The sequence below is a fragment of the Kribbella sp. CCNWLW201 genome (assembly GCF_037203805.1).
Classification (GTDB): domain Bacteria; phylum Actinomycetota; class Actinomycetes; order Propionibacteriales; family Kribbellaceae; genus Kribbella.
The window spans coordinates 1000974-1024309 of record NZ_JBBCBQ010000002.1 but is presented as its reverse complement, the minus strand read 5'-3'; the positions used below and the strand labels follow the sequence as shown (position 1 = coordinate 1024309).

General features: G+C 68.3%; 21 protein-coding genes and 1 pseudogene. 19 read left to right on the top strand and 3 right to left on the bottom strand.

What is annotated here, in order from left to right:
• The first annotated feature begins 1 nt into the window (after position 1).
• A complete protein-coding gene (locus tag V9K99_RS14730; protein WP_443137101.1) occupies positions 2-382 on the top strand; it encodes a DUF779 domain-containing protein in 381 nt (126 codons plus the stop codon).
• Between the two features lie 46 nt (positions 383-428).
• Here the strand turns inward: V9K99_RS14730 and V9K99_RS14725 are convergent, their stop codons facing one another.
• On the bottom strand, positions 429-914 hold the full coding sequence (locus V9K99_RS14725; protein WP_337323514.1) for a hypothetical protein: 486 nt from the start codon (positions 912-914) through the stop codon (positions 429-431).
• A 285-nt stretch (positions 915-1199) separates the two neighbouring features.
• Here V9K99_RS14725 and V9K99_RS14720 point away from each other — a divergent pair, with 285 nt between their 5' ends.
• The 4 genes from V9K99_RS14720 to V9K99_RS14705 all read left to right on the top strand — a co-directional run bounded on the left by V9K99_RS14720 (position 1200) and on the right by V9K99_RS14705 (position 8055).
• Positions 1200-2420, top strand: coding sequence for a sialidase family protein (locus V9K99_RS14720; protein ID WP_337323515.1), 1221 nt, complete (start codon positions 1200-1202; stop codon positions 2418-2420).
• Positions 2421-2705: 285 nt separating this feature from the next.
• Positions 2706-3908 carry a S53 family peptidase gene (locus V9K99_RS14715; protein WP_337323516.1) on the top strand — a complete coding sequence of 401 codons (1203 nt, stop codon included), beginning with the start codon at positions 2706-2708 and terminating at the stop codon, positions 3906-3908.
• Between the two features lie 148 nt (positions 3909-4056).
• A complete protein-coding gene (locus V9K99_RS14710) occupies positions 4057-5058 on the top strand; it encodes a hypothetical protein (RefSeq protein ID WP_337323517.1) in 1002 nt (333 codons plus the stop codon).
• Positions 5059-5151: 93 nt separating this feature from the next.
• The gene (locus tag V9K99_RS14705) at positions 5152-8055 is read left to right on the top strand and encodes a M36 family metallopeptidase (RefSeq protein WP_337323518.1); all 2904 of its coding nucleotides are present in this window, start codon (positions 5152-5154) and stop codon (positions 8053-8055) included.
• A gap of 169 nt (positions 8056-8224) precedes the next feature.
• Here V9K99_RS14705 and V9K99_RS14700 read toward each other — a convergent pair whose 3' ends face one another.
• Positions 8225-9235, bottom strand: coding sequence for a LacI family DNA-binding transcriptional regulator (locus V9K99_RS14700; RefSeq protein WP_337323519.1), 1011 nt, complete (start codon positions 9233-9235; stop codon positions 8225-8227).
• A gap of 107 nt (positions 9236-9342) precedes the next feature.
• Between V9K99_RS14700 and V9K99_RS14695 the strand changes: the two genes are divergently transcribed.
• The 8 genes and pseudogenes from V9K99_RS14695 to V9K99_RS14660 all read left to right on the top strand — a co-directional run bounded on the left by V9K99_RS14695 (position 9343) and on the right by V9K99_RS14660 (position 14626).
• The gene (locus tag V9K99_RS14695) at positions 9343-10248 is read left to right on the top strand and encodes an amidohydrolase family protein (RefSeq protein ID WP_337323520.1); all 906 of its coding nucleotides are present in this window, start codon (positions 9343-9345) and stop codon (positions 10246-10248) included.
• Positions 10245-10808 carry a cysteine dioxygenase gene (locus V9K99_RS14690; RefSeq protein WP_337323521.1) on the top strand — a complete coding sequence of 188 codons (564 nt, stop codon included), beginning with the start codon at positions 10245-10247 and terminating at the stop codon, positions 10806-10808. Before V9K99_RS14695 ends, V9K99_RS14690 begins: the two co-directional genes overlap by 4 nt.
• A 144-nt stretch (positions 10809-10952) precedes the next feature.
• Positions 10953-11765, top strand: coding sequence for a class I SAM-dependent methyltransferase (locus V9K99_RS14685; protein ID WP_337323522.1), 813 nt, complete (start codon positions 10953-10955; stop codon positions 11763-11765).
• The gene (locus tag V9K99_RS14680; RefSeq protein WP_337323523.1) at positions 11758-12273 is read left to right on the top strand and encodes a hypothetical protein; all 516 of its coding nucleotides are present in this window, start codon (positions 11758-11760) and stop codon (positions 12271-12273) included. The genes V9K99_RS14685 and V9K99_RS14680 overlap by 8 nt, the downstream gene beginning before the upstream one ends.
• 13 nt (positions 12274-12286) lie before the next feature.
• Positions 12287-12553, top strand: a pseudogene (locus V9K99_RS14675) (MarR family transcriptional regulator); the annotation flags it as partial.
• Between the two features lie 27 nt (positions 12554-12580).
• A complete protein-coding gene (locus V9K99_RS14670; protein WP_337323585.1) occupies positions 12581-13177 on the top strand; it encodes a GNAT family N-acetyltransferase in 597 nt (198 codons plus the stop codon).
• A gap of 184 nt (positions 13178-13361) precedes the next feature.
• On the top strand, positions 13362-13757 hold the full coding sequence (locus V9K99_RS14665; protein ID WP_337323524.1) for a RidA family protein: 396 nt from the start codon (positions 13362-13364) through the stop codon (positions 13755-13757).
• Positions 13758-13816: 59 nt separating this feature from the next.
• Entirely contained in the window at positions 13817-14626 is an 810-nt protein-coding gene (locus V9K99_RS14660) for a PhzF family phenazine biosynthesis protein (RefSeq protein WP_337323525.1), read from the top strand.
• Here V9K99_RS14660 and V9K99_RS14655 read toward each other — a convergent pair.
• Positions 14623-15252, bottom strand: a complete 630-nt coding sequence (locus V9K99_RS14655) for a hypothetical protein (RefSeq protein ID WP_337323526.1) — start codon at positions 15250-15252, stop codon at positions 14623-14625. The genes V9K99_RS14660 and V9K99_RS14655 overlap by 4 nt on opposite strands.
• A 320-nt stretch (positions 15253-15572) precedes the next feature.
• Here V9K99_RS14655 and kdpF point away from each other — a divergent pair, with 320 nt between their 5' ends.
• The 6 genes from kdpF to V9K99_RS14625 are packed head-to-tail and all read left to right on the top strand — an operon-like array spanning position 15573 to position 23311.
• Complete coding sequence (kdpF, locus tag V9K99_RS14650; protein WP_130442715.1) at positions 15573-15662, top strand: K(+)-transporting ATPase subunit F; 90 nt, start codon at positions 15573-15575, stop codon at positions 15660-15662.
• Entirely contained in the window at positions 15662-17323 is a 1662-nt protein-coding gene (kdpA, locus tag V9K99_RS14645) for a potassium-transporting ATPase subunit KdpA (RefSeq protein WP_337323527.1), read from the top strand. The genes kdpF and kdpA overlap by 1 nt, the downstream gene beginning before the upstream one ends.
• A complete protein-coding gene (kdpB, locus tag V9K99_RS14640) occupies positions 17320-19398 on the top strand; it encodes a potassium-transporting ATPase subunit KdpB (protein WP_443137102.1) in 2079 nt (692 codons plus the stop codon). The genes kdpA and kdpB overlap by 4 nt, the downstream gene beginning before the upstream one ends.
• Positions 19399-19412: 14 nt before the next feature.
• Positions 19413-20042: a K(+)-transporting ATPase subunit C gene (gene kdpC, locus V9K99_RS14635; RefSeq protein ID WP_337323528.1), complete on the top strand. Its 630-nt coding sequence runs from the start codon at positions 19413-19415 to the stop codon at positions 20040-20042.
• Between the two features lie 12 nt (positions 20043-20054).
• Positions 20055-22637: a sensor histidine kinase gene (locus V9K99_RS14630; protein ID WP_337323529.1), complete on the top strand. Its 2583-nt coding sequence runs from the start codon at positions 20055-20057 to the stop codon at positions 22635-22637.
• The gene (locus V9K99_RS14625) at positions 22634-23311 is read left to right on the top strand and encodes a response regulator (RefSeq protein ID WP_337323530.1); all 678 of its coding nucleotides are present in this window, start codon (positions 22634-22636) and stop codon (positions 23309-23311) included. Before V9K99_RS14630 ends, V9K99_RS14625 begins: the two co-directional genes overlap by 4 nt.
• Positions 23312-23336: the final 25 nt, after the last annotated feature.

Here is a 23336-nt window from a genome sequence, read left to right as displayed (position 1 = left end):
CATGGTGGTTGAGAAGGTGTCGCTCACGGACTCGGCGGCGGAGCTGCTTCGCCGTCTCACCGCGATGCACGGTCCGCTGATGTTCCACCAGTCCGGTGGGTGCTGCGACGGCAGCTCGCCGATGTGCTACCCGGACGGGGAATTCAAGACGGGGTCGGCGGACGTGCATCTCGGTGATCTGGTCGTCGACGGTCTGGACCGGCCGATCGCGTTCTGGATGTCCGCGAACCAGTACGAGTACTGGAAGCACACCCAGCTCACCGTCGACGTGGTGAAGGGCCGTGGCAGCGGCTTCTCGGTGGAGGCGCCCGAAGGGGTCCGCTTCCTGATCCGCTCCCGTCTCTTCACCGACCAGGAGTCCGTGGAACTGGGACTCTCCTGAAGCGAGTGCCGACCGTCCGGTGGCGTTGCCGGACGGCCGGCACTCTTCATGTCCCGAGCACTGCCGCATAGATGGCGGAGCTGCTGAGGTCGGTGCCGAGCTCCTTCAACCGCAGGATGGTGAGGCGCTTGTCGGCAGGTGCGTCCCGCAGCCGCAGAGCGTCGGCGACATGCGGTCGATCGACGACGTGCAGCCAGAAGGTGAGGTCGATCTTCCAGGTGGGGGTGTGCAGGACGGCGTACAAACGTTCGTCCGTGATCGCCGGCGTCGGACGGCGATCGCCGCGCTCGTCCCGGAAGTCGACACTGCGCAGGTCGACGCGTCGGGCGAGGGTGGCCAGGCCTTCCAAAACCCTCGTTGGGGTGGCGTCGGGGGCGTCGAACATGACGTCGAGGTCGCGGACGACCATCAGGCCGGAGAGGGCGCTGCCGATCACTTGGGGAGACCACGGAAAGGCCGTGTCGAGGGCGAGTTGGCCGAGCAGGGCGTGGGCCTCGGCCTGGAGGACCTGTGCTTCATCGAGCAACGACATGGTGTTGACGGTAAGGGTCAGGTCCTGTTGATCACCAAGGGTTATCGACTGTGGGGAGATGGCCGTCGGCAAGCGATTACCGGCGGCACGGTGCTCACAGTCGATGACGCACGCCGGGCAGACCTCTTCGGTACGGGCGGAGTACGGGCAGCGGGCTGTTCCCGCTGATCCTTACTCTGCTCGTCCACTGTACGGGGTCGTTCCGGCCCGGCGTCTGCCAACGAGGTCTGTGAGGGATCGACCATGAAGCTATCGCGTCGAAGGTTGTTAGGTGGGGTGGCCGGTGTGGCTGCGCTCGGGCTCACGGGGTCGAGGCTGGCGTTCCCACGGCGGGCATTCGCTCTCGATGCCGACGGGATGGAGAGCAAGATGCTCTTCGGCGATGCCCGAGCGGGAGCCGCGGCCATTCCCAAGCCGAGCGGCGACGGCAGCTACCACTCATGCCGCATCCCCTCGATCTTCGCGATCCCGGGGACGAGCGTCGTCGTGGCGGTCGTGGAGGGCCGACCGGACGGCGTTGCCGATGCCAGCGGGAACTTCAACCTGCTGATGCGCCGGTCAACCGACTCCGGACTGACCTGGAGCGTCGCGACCTCTCTCGCCGGGGCGACCCTCTACAGCTGGACAAACGCCACCATGGTCCACGACCGGACCACGGGGCGACTGCACTGCTTCATGCTGCGCCGGCAACCCGGAGACCTGCACGACCAGGACCCGAAGGTCTACATTGCGACGTCGAACGACAACGGGGCCACCTGGACGGACCCGGTGGTGCGCAACGACCTGAACCGGCGATCCGAAGACGGCAGCCCGGCCAACGACTTCATCGGGCCCGGCAACGGGATCCAGCGTGCCGACGGCACCCTGGTGGTCCCCGCGCGCGGGCGCCTGATCATCAAGGAGCCCGGCGGGGACTGGGCCGGTCACCGCGTCCCCAACGGACTGGCCGGCCTGCCGTACGGCGAGGGAACCGTCGCAGAGCGCTCGGATGGGCAGCTGATCTTGAACTACCGCGCCCTGAACCACGAAATCAAGGGGGAGGTGGACTACCCCCATACCCGCCGCATCGCCATCGGGAATCCGGGCAGCTGGCAGATGTTCGGCGAGGAGTACTGGCGTGCCCAGATCATCGATCCCGGCTGCCACGCTGCGCAGATCTCGCACTCGATCAACGGCGATCTCTTCCTGGTCCATCTCAACTCCGCCAGCCGGACACTGGACGATCGCTACGCGATGACGCTGCGCGCGAGTGCCGACGACGGCGAGACGTGGACATATCAGCGACCGCTGAGCGCAGACCCGTTGGCGAACGAAGGAAATCTGGCCGGGAACCTGCGCGAGGGCGGCTACTCGGCGTTGACCTCGACCGGTAGCGGCATCATTCTTTCGCTGGTCGAGGCCCGCAGGGTCCTGAACGACAACCCGTCGCAGGATGAGCTGAACTACGACTCGCCATGTGCTGTGGTACTCCGACGGTTCGACCCGAGCTGGATCGTCCCCGCCTGACACGGACACCAGGAACGGAACCGCTCGGGCGTGGGGCGCAGTGTCAAGGGGGGTTGCGGGAAAGTCGGGGGGAATCCTTCGCGGCCCGCGGCGATCCGGAATCCCCGTCAGGACGGGGAAAATCGGCCGGGGTCCGGTTCAAACCCATGACATTTGTCGTGGATCCGATCGCTGGATTCGAGGTCCCGCGCGGGCGGACGATTTCGGCACCCCACCCATGCCGGTCTCCGCCCCCGACCTCGTTGAGGATCGTGGGCGGAGACCTGCCCAGCTCGAGGAGTTCTGTTGAGGCAACGGATTCTCGTGTCCGCCCTGGGCGTCGGCGCACTAGCCGTCGCGGGACTGACAACACAAGGATTGACGGCACAGGGCGCCCCCACGCCCTACACCGCTGGGAAGCACGCCGCGAAGGTCTGCTCGGCGACCAAGGCCGCGGACACCGCGACCTGCAGCGCGGAGAAGTTGGTGAACGACAAGGGTGTCGCACCGGCCTCGACCACACCGCCGGCGACCGGTCTGACCCCGGCCGGCCTGCGGGATGCGTACAAACTCAACGGCCTGAGCGCCGGCGGCCGCACGGTCGCCATCGTCGACGCCTACGGCTACCCGAACCTGGAACGCGACCTCGGCGTCTACCGCTCCCAGTTCGGCCTGTCCGCGTGTACGACGGCCAACGGCTGCCTGCGGATCATCAACCAGACCGGCGGCACCACGTTGCCCCGGTTCGACGCGGGCTGGGCCGGTGAGCAGGCGCTCGACGTCGACGCGGTATCGGCCGCCGCACCCGATGCGAAGATCGTCGTCGTCCAGGCCAACTCGGCGAGCTTCGCCGACCTCGGCACCGCGGTCGTGACGGCATCCAAGCAGCCGGGCGTGGTGGCGATCTCCAACAGCTACGGCGGTGGCGACGCGTCCGACGCGACGTACGGCAGCTACTACAACCACCCGGGTATGGCGGTCACCGCATCGACCGGTGACAACGGCTACCAGGGCGGCAGCTACCCTGCCTCGTCGTCGTACACGACCGCTGTCGGCGGTACGTCGCTCGTTGCCGCGAGCAACAGCCGGGGCTGGAGCGAGACAGTGTGGGACGGTACGGGTTCGGGCTGCTCGACGTACAACACCGCGCTGAGCGCGGCCGCATCCTTCGGCACCGGCTGCTCGAAGCGGGCGATGGCGGACGTCTCCGCCGCCGCCGACCCGGCCAAGGGCGGGATGGCGATCTACTACCCGACCACCAAGACGGCGTCGACCTGGGCGCAGTTCGGCGGCACCAGTGAGGCCGCGCCGATCATCGCCGCGGTCTACGCGCTGTCCGGCAACACCAGCGGCTACGCGAACGCGCTGCCGTACGCCAACCCGGGCGCGCTGTTCGACGTGACGAGTGGCAGCAACGGATCCTGCCCGACGACCCAGTGGTGCAACGCCCGCACCGGCTGGGACGGCCCGACCGGCCTCGGTACGCCGAACGGCGCCGGCGCCTTCTGATCAGCCGCAGCAGGGAACGCGGCTGCTGAGCGAACGGGCGGACCCCGCCGCGATTGGGGTCCGCCCGTTCATGAGGTAGGCCCAGGTCCACCCCAGCGGTGGAGCTGGGGCTCCTGATCCTCGGCATGGCAGTGCCGAGGATCAATTCATGACCACCACGAGCACCGCCCGGCCGGACGCCGTACCCCAACTTCCCGACAAGCCGGCCCGCCTGCACCGGCCCCTGCTGTGGGTCTCGATCGCCCTGGCCGCACTGGTCCCGGTCGCGATCATCGGTGCCCTGTTCGACGACCGGGATCTGCTCGGTCACCCGATCTGGATGAAGCCGCTGAAGTTCGCCGTCAGCCTGGGGATCTACTGCGTCACGCTCGCCTGGATGCTGTCGCTGCAGCGGAAGGCCCGGCGGCTCGGCTGGTGGATGGGCACGGTCGTGGCCGTCGGCGTCGCGGCCGAGATGGTCCTCATCGCCGGGCAGGTCGTGGTGCGCGGGCGGCAGTTGCACTTCAACATGTCGACCCCGACCGACCAGCTGATCCACAACATCATGGCGACCACGATCTACCTGGTCTGGGCCGCCGTACTGGTGATCGCGATCCAGTTGCTGTTCGACAAGCCCGGCGACCGGGCGCTGCGCTGGAGCATCCGGCTCGCCCTCGGTACGACGCTTGGCGGCATGCTGCTCGGCAACCTGATGTTCCGGGCCACGCCGGCCCAGGAACTGGAGACGGCCGAGGCGGGTCGCCAACTGCACTTCGGTTCGCACTCCGTCGGTGTCGAGGACGGCGGCGCCGGCCTGCCGATCACTGGCTGGAGCACCGAAGGCGGGGACCTGAGGATCGGTCACTTCCTCGGCGTGCACGCACTGCAGGCGATCCCGTTGCTTGCCCTCGGCCTCGTTCTGCTCGCCCGCCGCTTCCCGGCGCTGCGTCCCGAGAGTCCGCGGACCGCCTTGGTCTTCGTCGGTACGGCGTCGTACGCAGGGCTGATCTGGCTCGTCACCTGGCAGGCGCAGCGGGGAGAGTCGATCGTCCACCCGGGCGGTGCGACACTCGCAGCAGCCGGTTCGTGGCTGGGTGCAACCGTTCTGCTGTCGCTCCTAGTACTCTTCCGGGCACGAAGGACAACCCTCGTCTCCACGTCATTCCGGTGATTTCCCTTCCGCGGGAACCTCGGTCCGGCCTAAGGTCTCCCGCGGACGGGTCGTGGAGGGCGATCCGCGCACACAACTCCATGGAGCGTTGCTGTGATCTCATCACGCAGAGGGCGGGGGCTCTTCGCGGCCACCGCCGTCTCCGCCGCTACTGTGCTGGTCGTGACCGCCGCCGGCGGCGCCACGGCCGCGCAGAACGCCGGCCCCGACCAGGGCAAGGCGGCCCAGGGCGAGAATCTCGGGGGCCGGGAGCAGAAGGGCAACTACGACGCCCGCACCCCGAGTGCCAAGACCACCTACTCCCGCGCCGCCAAGGTGGCCGGCAAGGAGACCGCGGCCTCGGAGAAGTTCCGCAACTCGCTCGGCACCCAGGGCGTCGTCGAGGTGGACCCGAACACCGGCACCCCGGCCCAGGTGACCAAGCTGGACGGTTTCCTGACCGGGAGGAGCGCCAAGAAGGCCCAGGACGTCGCGCTGAACTACGTGAAGGCGCACCCCGAGGTCTTCAAGCTCTCCGAGGCCGACCTGGCCACGCTGAAGCTGCGCAAGGACTACGTCGACGACCTCGGTACCCACCACATCTTCTGGTCCCAGGTGGTCGACGGCATCGAGGTGTTCGGCAACGGCCTGAAGGCCAACGTCACCAAGAACGGCCAGCTGATCTCGGTCATGGGCGCTCCGGTGGCCGGCCTCACCTCCCAGGCCCAGTCCCGGTCCGCCGCGGCCGCGCCGAAACTGACCGCGGCGGCGGCTCGCAGCGCCGCGGCCGAGGACATCGGCGGTACGGCGAAGTCCGCGACGGCGAAGACCGCCGGCGCCGAGACGAAGTTCAGCAACGGCGACGTCGTCAAGCAGGTGTGGTTCCACACCGCCGACGGGCTGCGCAAGGGCTGGATGACCTACGTCAACACCGGCGGCACCAAGATCTACACCCACGTCATCGACGCCCAGACCGGCGGACTGCTCTACCGCCGGAACCTGTCCAGCGAGGGCCTGGGCGACGCGCTGGTGACGGACAACTACCCGGGCGCCGCCAAGGGCGGGACGCAGCGGGTCGAGAACCTGATCTACAACAAGTGGCTGCCGAAGAACGCCAAGACCCTGCTCGAGGGTACGTCGGTCGCCGCCTGGGCCGACGTGAACGACGACAACCAGCCGAACGCCGGCGAGACGGTCAAGGTGCCCGGCACCAAGACCACGGCCGAGTACAAGCTGACGCCGTTCAACGCCTCGTCGATCTGCTCGGCGACGTTCATCTGCTCCTGGGACCCGGCCAAGCCGGACTCCTGGAAGACGAACATGAACCAGGACGTCACCAACGGGTTCTACCTGGCCAGCAACTTCCACGACTGGCTGGCCAAGCCGCCGATCAGCTTCACCCCGGCGGCCGGCTCATTCGACGCCGCGGGCGGCGACCCGGTCCTGCTGAACGCGCTGGACGGCGCGGCCACCGGCGCCGACGGCGGACCGGACGCCAACCACGTCAACAACGCGAACATGAACACGCCGCCGGACGGCATCCCGCCGACGATGCAGATGTACCTGTTCGGCACGGCCGGCGACAACACGACGGTCGCCACCAGCTCGTCCAACGCGGCCGACATCCTGTACCACGAGTACGTCCACGGTCTGTCCAACCGCCTGGTCGTCGACGCCACCGGCAACTCGACGCTGAACAGCATCCAGGCCGGCTCGATGGGTGAGGCCTGGAGCGACTTCTACGCACTCGACTACCTGGTCGCGCACGGCCTGGAGAAGGACACCACGGCGCCGGGCGAGGTCATGGAGGGCAAGTACGTCACCGGCGGCGGGTCGATCCGGACCCAGGCGAACGACTGCCGGGTGAAGGCGATCAGCCCGAACTGCGTCGGGCTGGACGGCTCGAAGGGCGGCTACACCTACGGCGACTTCCCGACCATCGGCGGTACGCCCGAGGTGCACGCGTCCGGTGAGGTCTGGGCGCAGACCCTGTGGGACCTGCGGGAGCGGTTCGGCCGCAGCTACGCGGTCAGCATCATCACCCGCGCGATGGAGCTGGCGCCGAACGACCCGACCATGCTCGACATGCGGAACGCGATCGTGCAGGCCGACCTGGTCGCCAGCGGCGGCAAGAACGCCGACATCATCTGGACCGTCTTCGCCAACCGCGGCATGGGCTGGTACGCCGGTGTAGTCGACGGCGGTGACGCCTTCCCGGCAGAGGACTTCCACAAGCCGCCGAAGGGTGCGACCACGACCCTGACCGGGACCGTGACCGACAAGGACACCGGTGCTCCGGTGGCCGGCGCGCTGGTCTACATCGGCGGTCACGCCTCCGGCTACGCGGGTGACTACGCCGACGCCACCGACGCGACCGGCAAGTTCAGCATCACCGGTGTTGCCCCGGGCACCTACCCGAAGGTCGTCGTGTCCGCTCCGGGCTACGAGCTGATCGTCCAGAAGGTGACCGTCAGCGCCGGCTCCAAGGCCGACTTCGCACCGCGCCGCAACTGGGCGGCCTCGTCCGGCGGCGGTTCAGTGGTCGACTTCAACGGCCCGGACTACACCCCGCAATGCGGTCCGGACTACGCGATCGACAACGCCCAGGGCACCGGTTGGGGCAGCACCACCGGCGACGACGCCGCTACGCCGACCAACGTGATGATCCCGAAGCACATCGACATCAAACTGCCGGAGAAGGTGAACATCAGCGGGTTCAACGTGGACCCGTCGAACACCTGCGGTGACCCGGGCAGCTCCTCGACCGGCAAGTACCGGATCGAGACCTCGGCCGACGGCACCACCTGGGCGACCGCTCAGGAGGGTGAGTTCACCGCGGCGAACCGCGGCAAGTACACCCTGGTCACCCCGACCGGCAACGCCACCGGGGTCCAGTACGTGCGGTTCTGGATGCTCAGCCCGCAGGTGCCCGACTTCGCCACGAACTGCCCCGCCGGCGCCTTCGGCGGTTGCACCTTCACCGACATGACCGAACTCCAGGTCTTCGGTACCAAGTAACGCCGTACCACCCGCGAAGGCCGGCCGAGCACCCCGCTCGACCGGCCTTCCGGCGTCTATCGGACGATCGCTGTCAGGGTTTCCGCATGGTGGACAGTGGGAAGTAAGTCCACCGAATTAGTCTAGTTTCGCGGGTGTGGATGTTGTGGCTCAGCGGTCGTCGTCGCGCTCAGGTACTGGGCGGGGCGGCGACCGAGCCGCGCTCGATCAGGGTCGGCGCGACCGTCGTACGGCGGACGCGGCGGTTGGTGTCCACGGCGGAGACGACCCGCGCGACGACGTCGGCGACCAGCTCCTCGAGCGGCCAGTGGAAGGTGGACAGCGGCGGCGTGAGCAGCTGGGACATCGGCTGGTCGTCGTACCCGAGCAGGGACAGGTCCTCCGGGACGCGGAGGCCGAGCTCGCGGCTGGCGGCGTACACCCCGAAGGCCATCGAGTCGGCCAGGGCCAGGATGCCAGTCGGGCGTGGCGTGCTGCTGAGCAGTTCGCGGGCGACCTCGGTGGCGCCGGCCAGATCGTGTGGGCAGGGGATGATGCGGATCTTCAGCTTCAGCCCGGCCGCGACCCGCTGCGCGATCTCCTCGGCCGGGCGGTCGGTCGCCAGTCGGTGCGACGGGCTGAGCACCGCCACGGTCCGGTGACCCGCGTCGGCCAGCCTGCGCAACGCCGTACTGACGCCGCTCTCGTTGTCGAAAATGACCTCGGACTTCGCCTTCGCGCCCGGGAGTGCGTCACCGATCGCGATCACCGGCGCCTGCTGGGCGATCTTGGCCCAGCCCTTCGCGGCCGGGTTGATCGGGATCACCACGATGGCGTCGGCGCGGTGGTCGACCAGGTGCTGGGCCAGCTCGAGCTGCCGGTCGGCGTCGCCGGCCGAGTCGATGATCCAGGCGTTCCGGTCCGGGGCCAGCAGCTCCCGGCCGAGCGCGGCCGCGAGCCGCTGCTGCCACAGGTCTTCCAGGGATGCGCACAGCACGCCGATCGAGCCGCTGCGACCCGAGGCGAGGGCCCGGGCGACCGGGTCGGCCTGGTAACCGAGCCGCTCGGCGGCGTCCTGGACCCGCTGCCTGGTCTCGGGCGTTCCGTGCAGGCCGCGCAGTGCGTAGGACACGGCCGCCATCGACAAACCAGTCTCGGCGGCGATGTCCTTGAGGGTTGGCCTGCGGCCGTTTCCGGACATGGTCAGCAGCCTAGACCGAGGCTCGGACAGAAACTTGACAGACGAGGCTTTGAAGCGCTTCACTCTAATCATCCTGAAGCGCTTCAATCTGATCGGGAGGAGGGGCCGTGATCGACGTCCACCAGCACCTGTGGCCGGCCGAGTTCGTCGACCGGCTCCGGGCTCGCAACACCGCGCCGTACCTCGACGGCTGGACGCTGCACACCGCGACCGAGGCGCCGTACGAGATCGATCCGGCGGCGCATGCGATCGACAAGCGGGTCGCTTTGGAACAGGACACCGGTACGACGCTCGCCGTCGTGTCACTGTCGAGTCCGCTCGGCATCGAGCACCTGGGCGATCTCGCGCTGCTGGATGCGTGGCACACCGGAGCCGCCGGGTTGCCGGAGCCCTTCAAAGCGTGGGCGTCAGTTGATCTGCGCGAGCCTGATGTTCAAGGTGTTGAATCCCTGCTGGGCAACGGTTTCCTGGGACTGCAGTTGCCCGCGCATGTCCTCGGAACGCCTGCCGGCTGGGCCGCGCAGGGCGCGCTGCTCGCCGCGGCCGAGCGGCTGAACAAGCCGATCCTCGTCCACCCCGGCATCGCCCAGCCGGTCGAGGACGCCCCCGGCTGGTGGGCACCGGTCGTCGACTACGCGAACCAGCTGCAGGCCGCATGGTGGGCCTGGCACGCGTACGGCGGCCGCCGCGAGTTCCCGCGGTTGCGGCTGTGCTTCGTCGCCGCGGCTGGGCTCGCACCCGTGCACCACGAACGGCTCGCCGCCCGCGGCGGCCGGCTCGGCACCATCGACCCCAACCTGTACGTCGACACCTCGAGCTACGGCCCGCAGGGGATCGACGCGGTCGCCCGGGTCCTCGGCATCGACCAGGTCGTGCACGGCACCGACCGGCCGTACGCCGGAATCACCGACCACCGCCAAGGCGCCGCCGCGACCGCGGTGATCCGCCACGACAATCCACACCGGCTCCTGTACGGGGCCGGGCAACCATCTCCTGAGAGGGGAGTGCAGTGACTGCTCAGCCCATCACCGACGTTCCAGTCGTACCAGCGCGCCAGGCCAGCCGGCTCGTGGAGCTCAACAACTGTCTGTCGCTGGACAACCTTCCGGGCCGCGACCTCGATCCCGCCGAGTTGTCCGAGTTGGCCGCGTCGATCGCCGCGCAGCCGCACCTGTGGGAGGACAAGGTCGCCTACAGCGACGAGGAGCGCGTCTTCGCCTCGCTGCACCGTGACGCCAACGTCGACGTCTGGCTGATCTGCTGGACGCCGGTCAACGACACCGGCTGGCACGACCACGACGTCTCCTCGGGTGCCGTCGCGGTCGCCCGCGGCAAGCTGGTCGAACACAACCTCGCCATCGGCACCGCGTCGATCGAAACCGAGGTGGAGGCCGGCGACGTCTACGGCTTCGGCCCGGACCACATCCACCGCCTCACTGGCCTCGACAAGGGCAGCGTCACCGTCCACGCCTACAGCCCACCCCTGTGGCGAATGGGCCAGTACTCCGTCAAAGACGGCGTCCTCCGCCGAGTCTCCGTCTCCTACGCCGACGAACTCCGCCCCCTCGACTGACCCAAATCCTCCGTGCGTCCGAAGAAGTGAGGGCTAGAAGCCACACTTCTTCGGACGCAACGGGTTGGGGCAGTGGGATCTGCCCCGGGTTGCCCCGTGATCTGCCCTGCTGTGGGTGGTGCATCGTGTCCAGACTGGCGTGTCATGACGACGCATCTGGAGCTCGAGAAGCACTACACCGAGCGCTATGACGAAGCGAGCCGGCTGAGCTCGACGATCAAGGGACGACTGGAACTCGCGCGAGTACAGGACCTGCTCTGCCGGTACCTGCCGCCACCACCGGCGACGGTCGCGGACGTCGGCGGCGGTCCCGGGATCCACGCGAGCTGGCTGAAGGGTCGTGGGTACGACGTAGAGCTGCTCGACCCCGTTGAGCGGCACGTCGACCAGGCGGCTGCCGCGGGCATCAGCGCCGTACTGGGGGATGCGCGGAGGCTGCCTTGGGACAACGAGGAGTTCGACGCCGCCTTCCTCGCCGGGCCGATGTATCACCTGGCGGAGGCGTCCGAGCGACGGCTCGCACTCCGCGAGGCGGCCCGGGTGACCAAGCTCGGCGGGTTCGTCGCGGTGGTCGCGATCAACCGTGCCGCCAACCTGATCGGCTCGACGCTGGCGAATACGCTGATCGAGCGCCAAGGGGTGGTCACGGAGATCCTCCGCGACGGGTTCAGTCCGCGCAACGACCGGATGGCGCACACCACGTACCACACCGTCGCCCAGTTGCGGTCCGAGCTGACCAACGTCGGGCTGCGGGGCGTGACGATCCACGGTCTGACCGGCCCGGGCGGTTGGCTGACCGTGATGATCGACGCTCACTACAACGGCCGAGCGCTGCCGGACAGCCTGCAGGAGCCGGATCCGCTGCGCACCGCGCTGGAGTGTTCGCGGCTCGCTGACAGCTATCCGGAGCTGGTGCAGGCAAGTTCGCTGCTGTTCGGGGTCGGGCAAGTTGCTTGACGAGTGGTCCCGCCGTGCGCGTGCGAAGCGGTTGCGGGAGCGGGCGATCCGGTACGCCGTCAACGGTTGGCCGGTCGCTCCGCTCGCCGTACCGGATGAGCAGGGTGGCGACCCGCAACTGGCAGGCGAGGTTGTCAGCACGAGGCAGGAGGTCGACGAGGTCTGGGGCGAGCATGGCTGGGACATCGCGCTGATCGCCGACCACTTCGAGGTCATGGAGCTCCCACCCGAGTTCGGCGCCCTGCTCAACCAGCAGTTGAAGACGTCGTGCCCCACGGCGATGGCGCCGGCGCAGCGGCATTGGTGGTTCTTCCTCGAATCCGGATCGATCGCTGCGGAGCGGGTCGCCCTGGTGGGCGGCGCGTTGCATCGTGACTGGGTGCCGGCGCCGGGGACGCGACTGGACTCCACGGGGCTGATTCGGTGGCTGGTGCATCCGTACCAGACGCGCTGGCAGCCGTACCGTCGCCAAGATGCGATAGACACTGTGCTCGGGCTATTTCTCTGACTATGGTCAGAGGATGGGTGTTGGGGAGGTTCGGGAGTTCAATCGGGTGGTTACGCAGCGGGTGGGGGCGTTGCGGGATGCGTATATGGCTCGGGATCGGTCGTTGGGGCAGGCTCGGGTTTTGTGGGAGATCGGGGATGGGTGTGATGTGCGGTCGTTGCGGGCTCGGCTTGATCTTGATTCGGGGTATTTGAGTCGGTTGTTGCGGTCGCTGGAGAAGGACGGGTTGGTTCGGGTTGAGGCTAGTGGGGATGACGGGCGGGTTCGGGTCGCGCGGTTGACTCCGAAGGGGGTGGCGGAGCGGCGGGTGCTGGATGAGCGGTCGGACGAGTTGGCCGCTTCGATCCTGGCGCCGTTGAGTGAGCGGCAGCGGGAGCGGTTGGTGGCGGCGATGGGGGACGTGACGCGGTTGCTGACCGCGTCGATGGTGGAGGTCAGCATCGTCGATCCGCGGCAGCCGGATGCGCAGTACTGCTTGCGGTCGTACTTGGACGAGCTGGGCGAGCGGTTCGACTTCGATCACACGCGGAGCATCTCGGCCGACAACGCCGAGCTGACGTTGCCGGCCGGGTTGCTGCTGGTTGCGACCCTGCACTCGACCCCGGTCGGTTGCGGGGCGTTGAAGCTCCACGGTGACGAGCCCGCCGAGATCAAGCGGATGTGGGTCTCACCCGATGCGCGTGGTCTGGGACTCGGCCGCCGGCTGTTGGCCGAGCTCGAGCGTGAGGCGGCTGCGAAGGGTGCGAGCGTCGTACGACTGGAAACCAATCGGAGCTTGGTCGAGGCGATCGGGCTCTATCGCGCGGCTGGCTACACCGAGGTTCCCGCGTTCAACGCCGAGCCGTACGCCCATCACTGGTTCGAGAAGTCCCTGAAGACCCCGCGCGGCGGTTGGCGAGCCTGAGTGTCCGCACTGTCTGCGTGCGACGCCTGACGGCCCGGCGACCTTAGCGGCGGGCATGTCACTTGTTTGTCGGTTCGTTATCGATCGGGGGGCTCGGGTGGGCGGTTGGGGGTGGGCAGGGTAGACATGTGGAGTACTGACACCCGGGGGCGGGGATCTAGTTGGAGTGGAGGGGGAGCGACGTATGGCGGAGCTTGCGATCGAGCCGTTGAACCCGGCGATCCTGCCGGCGGCTGTGGGCAACTACACGCACGGCGTGCAGGTGGACGGGGCCCAGCGGATGGTGTTCGTCAGCGGCCAGGTGCCCTGGGGCAACGAGCACGGGCGGGTGCCGGAGAGTTTCGAGGCGCAGTGCCGGATGGTCTGGCGGAACGTGCTCGCGGTGCTGTCCGAAGCGGGGATGGGAGTGCGGAACCTGGTGAAGGTGACGACGTACCTGTCCGACCGGCAGTACCGCGCGATCAACTCGAAGATCCGCGAGGAGGTGCTCGGCGACCACGCGCCCGCCCTGACCGTCATCATCTGCGACATCTACGCGGAGAACTGGCTCCTCGAGATCGAGGCCGTCGCCATGGCATGAGGCCACTCGGTGTGGAAGTGGCTATGGAACGGGCGGCTCCGAATACATAGCGTCAACGCATGAGGATCAGAGTGGTTGACGCGTTCACCGATCGTCCGTTCGCCGGGAATCCGGCGGCTGTCTGTGTACTCCCGGCGGGCCCGTGGCCGGACGAGGGCTGGATGCGGGCAGTGGCGGCGGAGATGAATCTGTCGGAGACCGCCTTCACTCGGCCGTCGGACGACCCGGACGCCGACTGGGATCTGCGCTGGTTCACGCCGAAGGTCGAGTCGCGGATGTGCGGGCATGCCACCCTCGCCACCACGCATGCGATGGCCGCTGACGGGCTGCTGAGTGGCAAGGTGCGGTTCACCAGCCTGTCCGGGATCCTGGTCGCCGAGGTCAGGGAGGACCAGGCGATCACGCTGGACTTTCCGGTGTCAGAGCCGGTCCGCATCGAGGCACCGGAGGGCCTGGTAGCCGCGCTGGGCACCGAGCCGGTCGCCGTCCATCGCACCCATCCGCTCGGCGATCTGCTGGTCGAGCTGGCGGATGAGGCGACCGTCCGGGCCGCCGTACCCGATCTCGGAATGCTGGCGGAGATCACCGAGCGAGATGGGTTCCGCGGGACCATCATCACGGCCGCGGCCGCTGACCACGACTTCGTGTCGCGGTTCTTCGCGCCTGCCCACGGCATCCCGGAGGATCCGGTGACCGGGAGCGCGCACACCGGGCTGGCGCCGTACTGGGCCGAGCGCCTCGGGCGGGACGAGCTGGTCGGGTACCAGGCGTCCGCCCGAGGCGGTGTCGTCCGCGTCGTCTCAGCCGGTGACCGCGTCTACCTCACGGGCCAGGCGGTCACCGTGCTGGACGGTCAACTGCTGCTCTAGGCCCAGGTTTCGGCGTGGGTGGCGACGCCGTTCGGGGCGATGAGTTCGGTGACAACGTCCTCGGCGTCCGCGTCGAGCGGCTCGAACGGGTTCTCCGGTACGACGTACGCGCGGGCGCCGGCCACCATCTCGATCCCGGGGAGCTCGAACCACGCCTCGCCGACCTCACGGCTGATCTCGTAGATCGCCTGCTCGGCCGAGTCCACCGGCTCCGGGTCGCCGCCCTCGTCCAGCTCGGCCGGGTGCCGTTCCTGCGCGGCCCGGCCGGCCTCGAGCAGCGCGTCCAGATCGACCACACGCAGGTCGAACCGGGACACCACGCTGATCACGTGGTCCTGCTCGACCTCGTCGTCGTCGTCGTCCTCCTCGTCGGCGCTGTCCTCCAGCAGCAGCGGCGCCGTACCGGTGTGCTCGAAGACGGCGTCGTTCCAGCCCTCGACGATCTCCTCGAGCGCCGCGTTCTGCTCGTAGAGCGCGGCCTGCTCCTCGTCGCCGGTCATCGCCAGCAGGGCCTCGGTGTGGGCCTGGAGACGCTCCGCCAGCCGGCGGCTCGCCTCGGCCAGCGCCTCCCGCGTCTCCGCGGAGAAGAACTGCTCGGTGGGGGCAGCGATGTCCAATTCGGTCACTAGGTGTTCTTCCCTCGTCTGTCTGTGGGGCTGTGATTGCCAGGCGTAAGTATGCGGACTGGACGGGCTGAGACGAAGTCCTGTCCGGAATCAGGTGGATGAGACCCACCAGACACGCCTGTGAGAAGTCCGTCAGAGGTTCCGCGCGCCGGTGTGAGAGGCCTGTGAGAACACTCCTGACCCGGCAGCCAGCGGTGTGCAGTGGGCTCATGAGCAATCTTGTCGTGCGGTGGTGCCGCGATGTCTGACGTGGTCTATCTCGCCGTCACCGTCGTCGTCTTCGCGGCCGTCTGGTTCGCGCTGCGTGGAGTGGAGAAGTTGTGAGCGCCGAGAACATCGCCGGCCTGGTGGTCGCGGCGGCCCTGGTCCTCTACCTCGTCGCCGCCCTGATCTTCCCCGAGAGGTTCTGATGTCCGACACCGCCGCCGGCCTGTTACAGGTCGGCCTCCTGGTCGCGCTCCTGGCCGCCGCGTACCGGCCGCTGGGCGGGTACATGGCCCGGGTCTTCACGTCCGACAAGGACCTGCGGATCGAGCGGGGTACCTACCGGTTGCTCGGCGTCGACTCGAAGGCCGACCAGACCTGGGCCGTCTACGCCCGGTCGCTGATCGCGTTCTCCGCCGTCAGCGTCGTACTGCTGTATCTGCTCCAGCGGCTGCAGTCCTACCTGCCGTTGTCGCTCGGGCTGCCGAATGTCGAGTCGGGGCTGGCGTTCAACACTGCCGCGTCGTTCGTCTCGAACACCAACTGGCAGTCGTACTCGCCCGAGCAGACGATGGGCCACCTGGTCCAGTTCGCCGGTCTCGCGGTGCAGAACTTCCTCTCCGCGGCAGTCGGGATCGCGGTCGCGGTCGCGGTGATCCGTGGCTTCGCCCGCGCCAAGACCGACCGGCTGGGCAACTTCTGGGTCGACCTGACCCGGACCACGCTGCGGATCCTGTTGCCGATCGCGATCGTGGGCACGCTGGTGCTGGTCGCGATGGGCGTCGTACAGAACTTCTCCGGCGGGCACGAGGTCACCTCGGTGGTCGGCCAGACGCAGACCATCCCTGGCGGCCCGGTGGCCAGCCAGGAGGTGATCAAGGAGCTCGGCACCAACGGCGGCGGCTACTACAACGCGAACTCGGGTCACCCGTTCGAGAACCCGAACCCGCTGTCGAACCTGTTCGAGATCTTCCTGCTGCTCTTGATCCCGGTCTGCATCACCCGCACCTTCGGCCTGATGGTCGGCGACAAGCGGCAGGGCTACGCGATCCTCGGTGTGATGGGCACCCTCTGGGCCGCCTTCACCTTCGCTGCCACGTTCTTCGAGAACCAGGGCGCGGGTACGGCGACCCAGGCGGCCGGCGCGGCCATGGAGGGCAAGGAGACCCGCTTCGGCGAATGGGCGTCCGCACTCTTCGCGTCCTCCACCACGGGTACGTCGACAGGCGCAGTGAACTCGGCGCACGACTCGTTCACCCCACTCGGCGGCGGTACGGCGCTCTTCCACATGATGCTCGGCGAAGTGTCGCCAGGTGGAGTCGGTACCGGTCTCTACGGCATGCTCGTGCTCGCCGTACTGACGGTGTTCATCGCGGGCCTGATGGTCGGGCGGACGCCGGAGTACCTGAAGAAGAAGATCACCGCCCGCGAGATGAAGCTGGTCTCGCTGTACATCCTGACCACGCCGACGCTCGTCCTGGCCGGCGCCTCGATCGCGATGGGGCTGGCGGTGGCCCGCGCGTCGATCTTCAACACCGAGAGCCCGCACGGGTTCTCCGAGGTGCTGTACGCCTTCACCTCGGCCGGTAACAACAACGGCAGCGCGTTCGGCGGGATCAGCGCGAACATCCCGTTCTACAACACCGCCCTCGGGCTGGTGATGCTGCTCGGCCGGTTCGTGCCGATCGTGCTGGTGCTGGCCTTGGCCGGGTCGTTCGCCAAGCAGCAGCCGGTCCCGGTGACCCAGGGCACGCTGCCCACCCACAAGGCCCTGTTCGTGACGATGTTGATCGGCGTCGTGATCATCGTCACCGGTCTGACCTACTTCCCCGCACTCACTCTCGGACCCCTCGCGGAGGGACTGTGACCACGCTATTGAAGCCGCCCGCACCCAAGGAAGCGGCTGTTCCCAAGCGGGCCTCATCGGGCCTGTTCGACCCGAAGATGCTGCTCACCTCGCTGCCGGACGCGCTGCGCAAGCTCGATCCGCGGGTGATGGTGAAGAACCCGGTGATGTTCGTGGTCGAGGTCGGTGCGGTCGCCTCCACGATCCTGGCGTTCACCAACTCCAGCGTGTTCGTGTGGTGGATCGTGGTCTGGCTCTGGCTGACCGTCGTCTTCGCCAACCTGGCCGAGGCGGTCGCCGAGGGACGCGGCAAGGCCCAGGCGGAGACCCTGCGGCGGGCGAAGACCGAGACCACGGCCCGCCGGCTGACCGACGACGGTGAGGAGGAGATCCCTGCCACCCAGTTGAAGCTCGGCGACCTGGTCGTGGTCGAGGCCGGCCAGATCATCCCCGGCGACGGTGACGTCGTCGAGGGTGTGGCCAGCGTCGACGAGTCGGCGATCACGGGCGAGTCCGCCCCGGTCATCCGTGAGTCTGGCGGCGACCGCAGCGCGGTCACCGGGGGCACCAAGGTGCTGTCGGACCGGATCGTCGTGAAGATCACCACCAAGCCCGGTGAGAGCTTCATCGACCGGATGATCGCCCTGGTCGAGGGCGCGTCCCGGCAGAAGACACCGAACGAGATCGCGCTGAACATCCTGCTGGCCAGCCTGACCATCGTCTTCATGATCGCCACGGTCACTTTGCCGACCTTCGCGACGTACGCGAAGACCGATCTGAGCATCGTGGTGCTGGTCGCGCTGCTGGTCTGCCTGATCCCGACCACGATCGGCGCGCTGCTGTCCGCGATCGGTATCGCCGGCATGGACCGGCTGGTCCAGCGCAACGTCCTGGCGATGTCCGGCCGCGCGGTCGAGGCCGCGGGTGACGTGAACACCCTGCTGCTGGACAAGACCGGCACCATCACGCTGGGCAACCGGCAGGCGTCGGAGTTCATCCCGGTCCAGGGAGTCACCGACACCGAGCTGGCGGACGCGGCGCAGTTGTCCAGCCTCGCCGACGAGACACCGGAGGGACGGTCGATCGTCGTACTGGCGAAGAACGGGTACGGGTTGCGCGAACGGCACACCGGAGAGTTGCCGCACGCAACGTTCGTCGAGTTCACCGCGCAGACCCGGATGAGTGGTGTGGACGTGGACGGCCGGCAGGTCCGCAAGGGCGCGGCCGGTGCGGTGAACTCCTGGATCCACGGTCAGGGCGGCAGCACCGATCACCGGCTCGGTGAGATCGTCGACGGTATCTCGGCCTCCGGCGGTACGCCGCTGGTCGTTGCCGAGAGCATCAACGGTACGGCGCGGGCACTCGGGGTGATCCACCTCAAGGACGTGGTCAAGGAAGGCATGCGGGAGCGGTTCGACCAGATGCGCGCGATGGGCATCCGGACCGTGATGATCACCGGTGACAACCAGTTGACCGCGAAGGCGATCGCCGAGGAGGCCGGGGTCGACGACTTCCTGGCCGAGGCGACACCCGAAGACAAGATGGCGCTGATCAAGAAGGAGCAGGAGGGCGGCCGGCTGGTCGCGATGACCGGTGACGGCACCAACGACGCGCCGGCGCTGGCTCAGGCCGATGTCGGGGTGGCGATGAACTCCGGTACGTCGGCCGCCAAGGAGGCCGGCAACATGGTCGACCTCGACTCCAACCCGACCAAGCTGATCGAGATCGTCGAGATCGGCAAGCAGTTGCTGATCACCCGCGGATCGCTGACCACGTTCTCGATCGCGAACGACGTGGCCAAGTACTTCGCGATCCTGCCGGCGTTGTTCGCGGCGGCGTACCCGGGGCTGGACAAGCTGAACGTGATGCACCTGCACTCGCCGGAGTCGGCGATCGTGTCGGCCATCGTGTTCAACGCACTCGTCATCGTGGCGCTGGTGCCGCTGGCGCTGCGCGGGGTCCGGTACAAGCCGTCCTCGGCCTCGGCGATGCTGCGCCGCAACCTGCTGGTGTACGGCGTCGGCGGCCTGATCACCCCGTTCGTCGGGATCAAACTTCTGGACCTGGTGATCTCATTGATCCCCGGGATCCGTTGAAAGGTAGTTACATCATGGCAAGCAATCTCCCCGGCTCGATCCGGCAGTTCGGGGTCGCGATCCGGGCTCTGCTCTTCTTCACCGTTGCCCTCGGCATCATCTATCCGCTGGTCATGACCGGCGCGGCGCAGGCGCTGTTCCACGGCAACGCGAACGGCTCGATCGTCCAGGTGAACGGCAAGGACACCGCCTCCGACCTGATCGGTCAGGCCTACACGCAGGACAGTGGGAAGAAGGACGCCGACGGCAAGCCGATCATGGTGGCGGACCCGAAGTGGTTCCAGACCCGTCCGTCCGCGGTCGACTACGACGCGATGGGTAGCGCGGCGTCGCAGTACGGGCCGAACAACCCCGACCTGGTCAAGCTGATCGACGAGCGGCGTGCCGCGGTCGCGGCGCTTGAGGGCGTCGACCCGTCGCAGGTCCCGCCGGACGCGGTGACGGCGAGCGGCAGCGGGCTTGACCCGGACATCAGTCCGGCGTACGCCGCTCTGCAGGTGAACCGGGTCGCGCGGGAGCGAGGGTTGTCGGTGGCCCAGGTCCAGGAGCTGGTGAAGGAGAACACGGAGGGTCGCACGCTGGGCTTTCTCGGTGAGCCGCGGGTGAACGTGGTCAAGCTCAACAACGCTCTCGCCGCACTCTGAGAGAGTGGAACCATGAGCAGTGGCGGCCGCGGGCATCTGCGGATCTACCTGGGTGCCGCGCCCGGCGTGGGGAAGACCTACAAGATGCTGGGCGAGGGTCAGCGACGGCTGTCCCGAGGTACCGATGTGGTGGTCGGGTTCGTCGAAACCCACGGCCGGGAGCACACCGCTGAGATGCTCGAAGGCTTGGAGTTGGTGCCGCGGAAGATCATGAATCACCGCGGTGCCAGCTTCACCGAGATGGACGTGGACGCCGTCGTGGCCCGCCGGCCCGAGGTCGCGCTGATCGACGAGATGGCGCACACCAACGTGCCGGGCAGCCGGAACGAGAAGCGCTGGCAGGACATCGAGGAGGTGCTGGCGGCCGGGATCGACGTGATCTCCACGGTCAACATCCAGCACCTCGAGTCGATCAACGACGTGGTCGAGAAGATCACCGGCGTACCGCAGCAGGAGAAGATTCCGGATCGGGTGGTCCGCTCCGCCGACCAGATCGAGCTGGTCGACATGACCCCGGAGGCGCTGCGCCGCCGGATGGCGCACGGCAACGTCTACGCGGCGGACAAGATCGACGCTGCCCTGGGCAACTATTTCCGGGTCGGAAACCTGTCCGCCCTGCGCGAACTCGCGTTGCTCTGGCTCGCCGACCGGGTCGACGCCGGCCTGCAGCAGTACCGTGCTCAACATGACATCGACTCGACCTGGGAAGCCAGGGAACGGGTGGTGGTCGCCCTCACCGGCGGCCCCGAGGGCGAGACACTGATCCGGCGTGCCGCCCGCATCGCCGCCAGGTCCTCCGGTGGGGACCTGCTCGCAGTCCACGTCGCGCGCTCCGACGGCCTGACCGGGGCCGACCCGAAACGCCTGGCCGAACAGCGCAACCTGGTCGAAAGCCTCGGTGGGACCTACCACCAGGTGGTCGGTGACGACGTCCCGGCCGCCTTGCTGACGTTCGCCCGCGCCGAGAACGCGACCCAGCTGGTGCTCGGCGGATCCCGCCGGTCCCGGCTGTCCTCGCTGCTCACCGGTCCCGGGATCGGCTCCAACACGATCCGCGACTCCGGCGATATCGACGTACACATCGTCACCCACTCGCTGATGGGCCGCGGCCGGTTGCCCCGGTTGCGCGGCAGCCTGTCCCGGCGGCGCAAGATCCAGGGTTTCGTGCTGTCCGTCGTCCTGCCGCCGGTGCTCGCGCTCCTGCTCGGACTCGGCGGCGACCACCTCAACCTGACCAGTAACGTGCTCGCCTTCCTGTTCGCCGTGGTCGTTGTCGCTCTGGTCGGCGGCCTGTGGCCCGCGCTGGTGACCGCGATCGCCGGGTCCGTCGTCCTGAACTACTTCTTCACGCCACCGACGCGGACCTTCACGATCGCCGAGTTGAACAACGCGCTGGCACTGGCGATCTTCGTGCTGGTCGCGGCGATGGTGAGCTCCGTCGTCGACCGGGCGGCCAGGCGCACGAGACAGGCGGCCCGGGCGGCCGCCGAGTCCGAGACGCTGGCCACCCTGGCCGGCTCCGTGCTGCGTGGCGAGACCGCGCTGCCCGCACTCCTCGAACGTGTTCGGGAGGCCTTCGGGATGACAAGCGCCTGCTTGATGGAGCGGGTGGACGACGACGAGCTGACCGAGATCTGGCGACCACTAGCCTCCGCCGGTACGCCGACCTGCCGCAGGCCCGAGGACGGCGATGCGGAGATCCCCGGCCGGGACAACCTGGTGCTCGTACTGCAGGGTCGCCGCCTGGCCGCGGACGAACGCCGCCTGGTCGGAGCGTTCGCCGCACACGCGGCCGCCCTGGTGGACAAGGCCCGGCTGAGCGAGGCCGCCGCGGAAGCGAAGCCGTTGGCAGAAGCCGACAAACTCCGTACGGCGCTTCTCCGGGCGGTCGGCCATGATCTCCGGTCGCCGCTGGCGTCGGCGAAGGCGTCCGTGACCAGCCTGCGCAGCGACGACGTCGACTGGAGCGAGTCCGAGCGGGCGGAGTTGCTGGAGACCGCGGACGAGTCGTTGGACCGGTTGTCGCGGCTCGTGGACAACCTGCTCGACCTGAGTCGCCTGCAGGCCGGCGTACTGCCGGTCTTCACTCGACCGATGGCGCTGGACGAGGTGATTCCCGGCGTACTGGCTGAGCTCGGTGACGACGGCGACAAGGTGACCGTGGACATCCCGCACACGCTGCCGTTGGTCGAGGCCGACCCGGCCCTGCTCGAGCGAGTGATCGCGAACCTGCTCGGGAACGCGATCCGCTACTCGCCGCCCGGCCGTCCGCCGATCGTAACGGGCAGCGCGCTCGGCGACACCGTGGAGATCCGGGTGATCGATCGGGGACCGGGGATTCCGCGCGCGGACCGGGACCGGGTGTTCGCGCCGTTCCAGCGGCTCGGCGACACCGACAACACGGTCGGCGTCGGGCTGGGTCTGGCTTTGGCGCGTGGTCTGGCCGAGGCGATGCAGGGCACCCTGCAGCCGGAGGACACCCCGGGTGGTGGGCTGACCATGGTGATCGCGATCCCGACCGCGTCACTACGCCCGGCCGACGTACCCGTCCCGGGAGCCCGCGAACGGTCCGCGCCATCGTCGGAGGAATTATGACCAGGGTCTTGGTGGTCGACGACGAACCGCAGATCGTGCGGGCCTTGCAGATCAATCTGAAGGCCCGTGGGTATGAGGTGCATCTGGCAGGCTCGGGTACGGCGGCGTTGAAGGTGGCGGCGCAGCACCCGCCGGAGCTGGTGATCCTCGACCTGGGGTTGCCGGACTTCGACGGTGTCGAGGTGATCCGTGGACTGCGCGGCTGGACCGAGGCGCCGATCCTGGTGTTGTCCGGCCGGACCGATCAGACGGACAAGGTCGAGGCGCTGGACGCCGGCGCGGACGACTACGTGACCAAGCCGTTCGGGATCGACGAGTTGCTGGCCCGGATGCGCGCCGTACTGCGTCGCAGCAACCTCGCCCAGGACCAGCCGGTGGTGACGGTCGGCGGCGCGTCCGTCGACCTGGCCGCCAAGCGGGTCACCCTGGAGACGGGTGAGGACATCCGCCTCACTCCGACCGAGTGGCACCTGCTCGAAGTCCTGGTCCGGCACCCGGGCAAGCTCATGTCCCAGCGCCAGCTCCTCACCGAGGTCTGGGGCCCCGGCTACGAGACCGCGAGCGGCAACCTGCGCTTCTACATGGGCCAACTCCGCCGCAAACTGGAGCCCGACCCAGCCCGCCCCAAACACCTCCTCACCGAACCAGGAATGGGCTACCGCTTCGAACCGTGAGCAGGCGGAGTGATGTCTGTTTCGT

Bases quoted from the DNA above. Each gene is read 5' to 3' on its own strand.
- V9K99_RS14730 (WP_443137101.1), top strand. From the start codon at position 2: ATGGTGGTTGAGAAGGTGTCGCTCACGGACTCGGCGGCGGAGCTGCTT.
- V9K99_RS14725 (WP_337323514.1), bottom strand. From the start codon at position 914: ATGTCGTTGCTCGATGAAGCACAGGTCCTCCAGGCCGAGGCCCACGCC.
- V9K99_RS14710 (WP_337323517.1), top strand. From the start codon at position 4,057: ATGACCACCACGAGCACCGCCCGGCCGGACGCCGTACCCCAACTTCCC.
- V9K99_RS14700 (WP_337323519.1), bottom strand. From the start codon at position 9,235: ATGTCCGGAAACGGCCGCAGGCCAACCCTCAAGGACATCGCCGCCGAG.
- V9K99_RS14685 (WP_337323522.1), top strand. From the start codon at position 10,953: ATGACGACGCATCTGGAGCTCGAGAAGCACTACACCGAGCGCTATGAC.
- V9K99_RS14665 (WP_337323524.1), top strand. From the start codon at position 13,362: ATGGCGGAGCTTGCGATCGAGCCGTTGAACCCGGCGATCCTGCCGGCG.
- V9K99_RS14660 (WP_337323525.1), top strand. From the start codon at position 13,817: ATGAGGATCAGAGTGGTTGACGCGTTCACCGATCGTCCGTTCGCCGGG.
- kdpA (WP_337323527.1), top strand. From the start codon at position 15,662: ATGTCCGACACCGCCGCCGGCCTGTTACAGGTCGGCCTCCTGGTCGCG.
- kdpC (WP_337323528.1), top strand. From the start codon at position 19,413: ATGGCAAGCAATCTCCCCGGCTCGATCCGGCAGTTCGGGGTCGCGATC.
- V9K99_RS14630 (WP_337323529.1), top strand. From the start codon at position 20,055: ATGAGCAGTGGCGGCCGCGGGCATCTGCGGATCTACCTGGGTGCCGCG.
- V9K99_RS14625 (WP_337323530.1), top strand. From the start codon at position 22,634: ATGACCAGGGTCTTGGTGGTCGACGACGAACCGCAGATCGTGCGGGCC.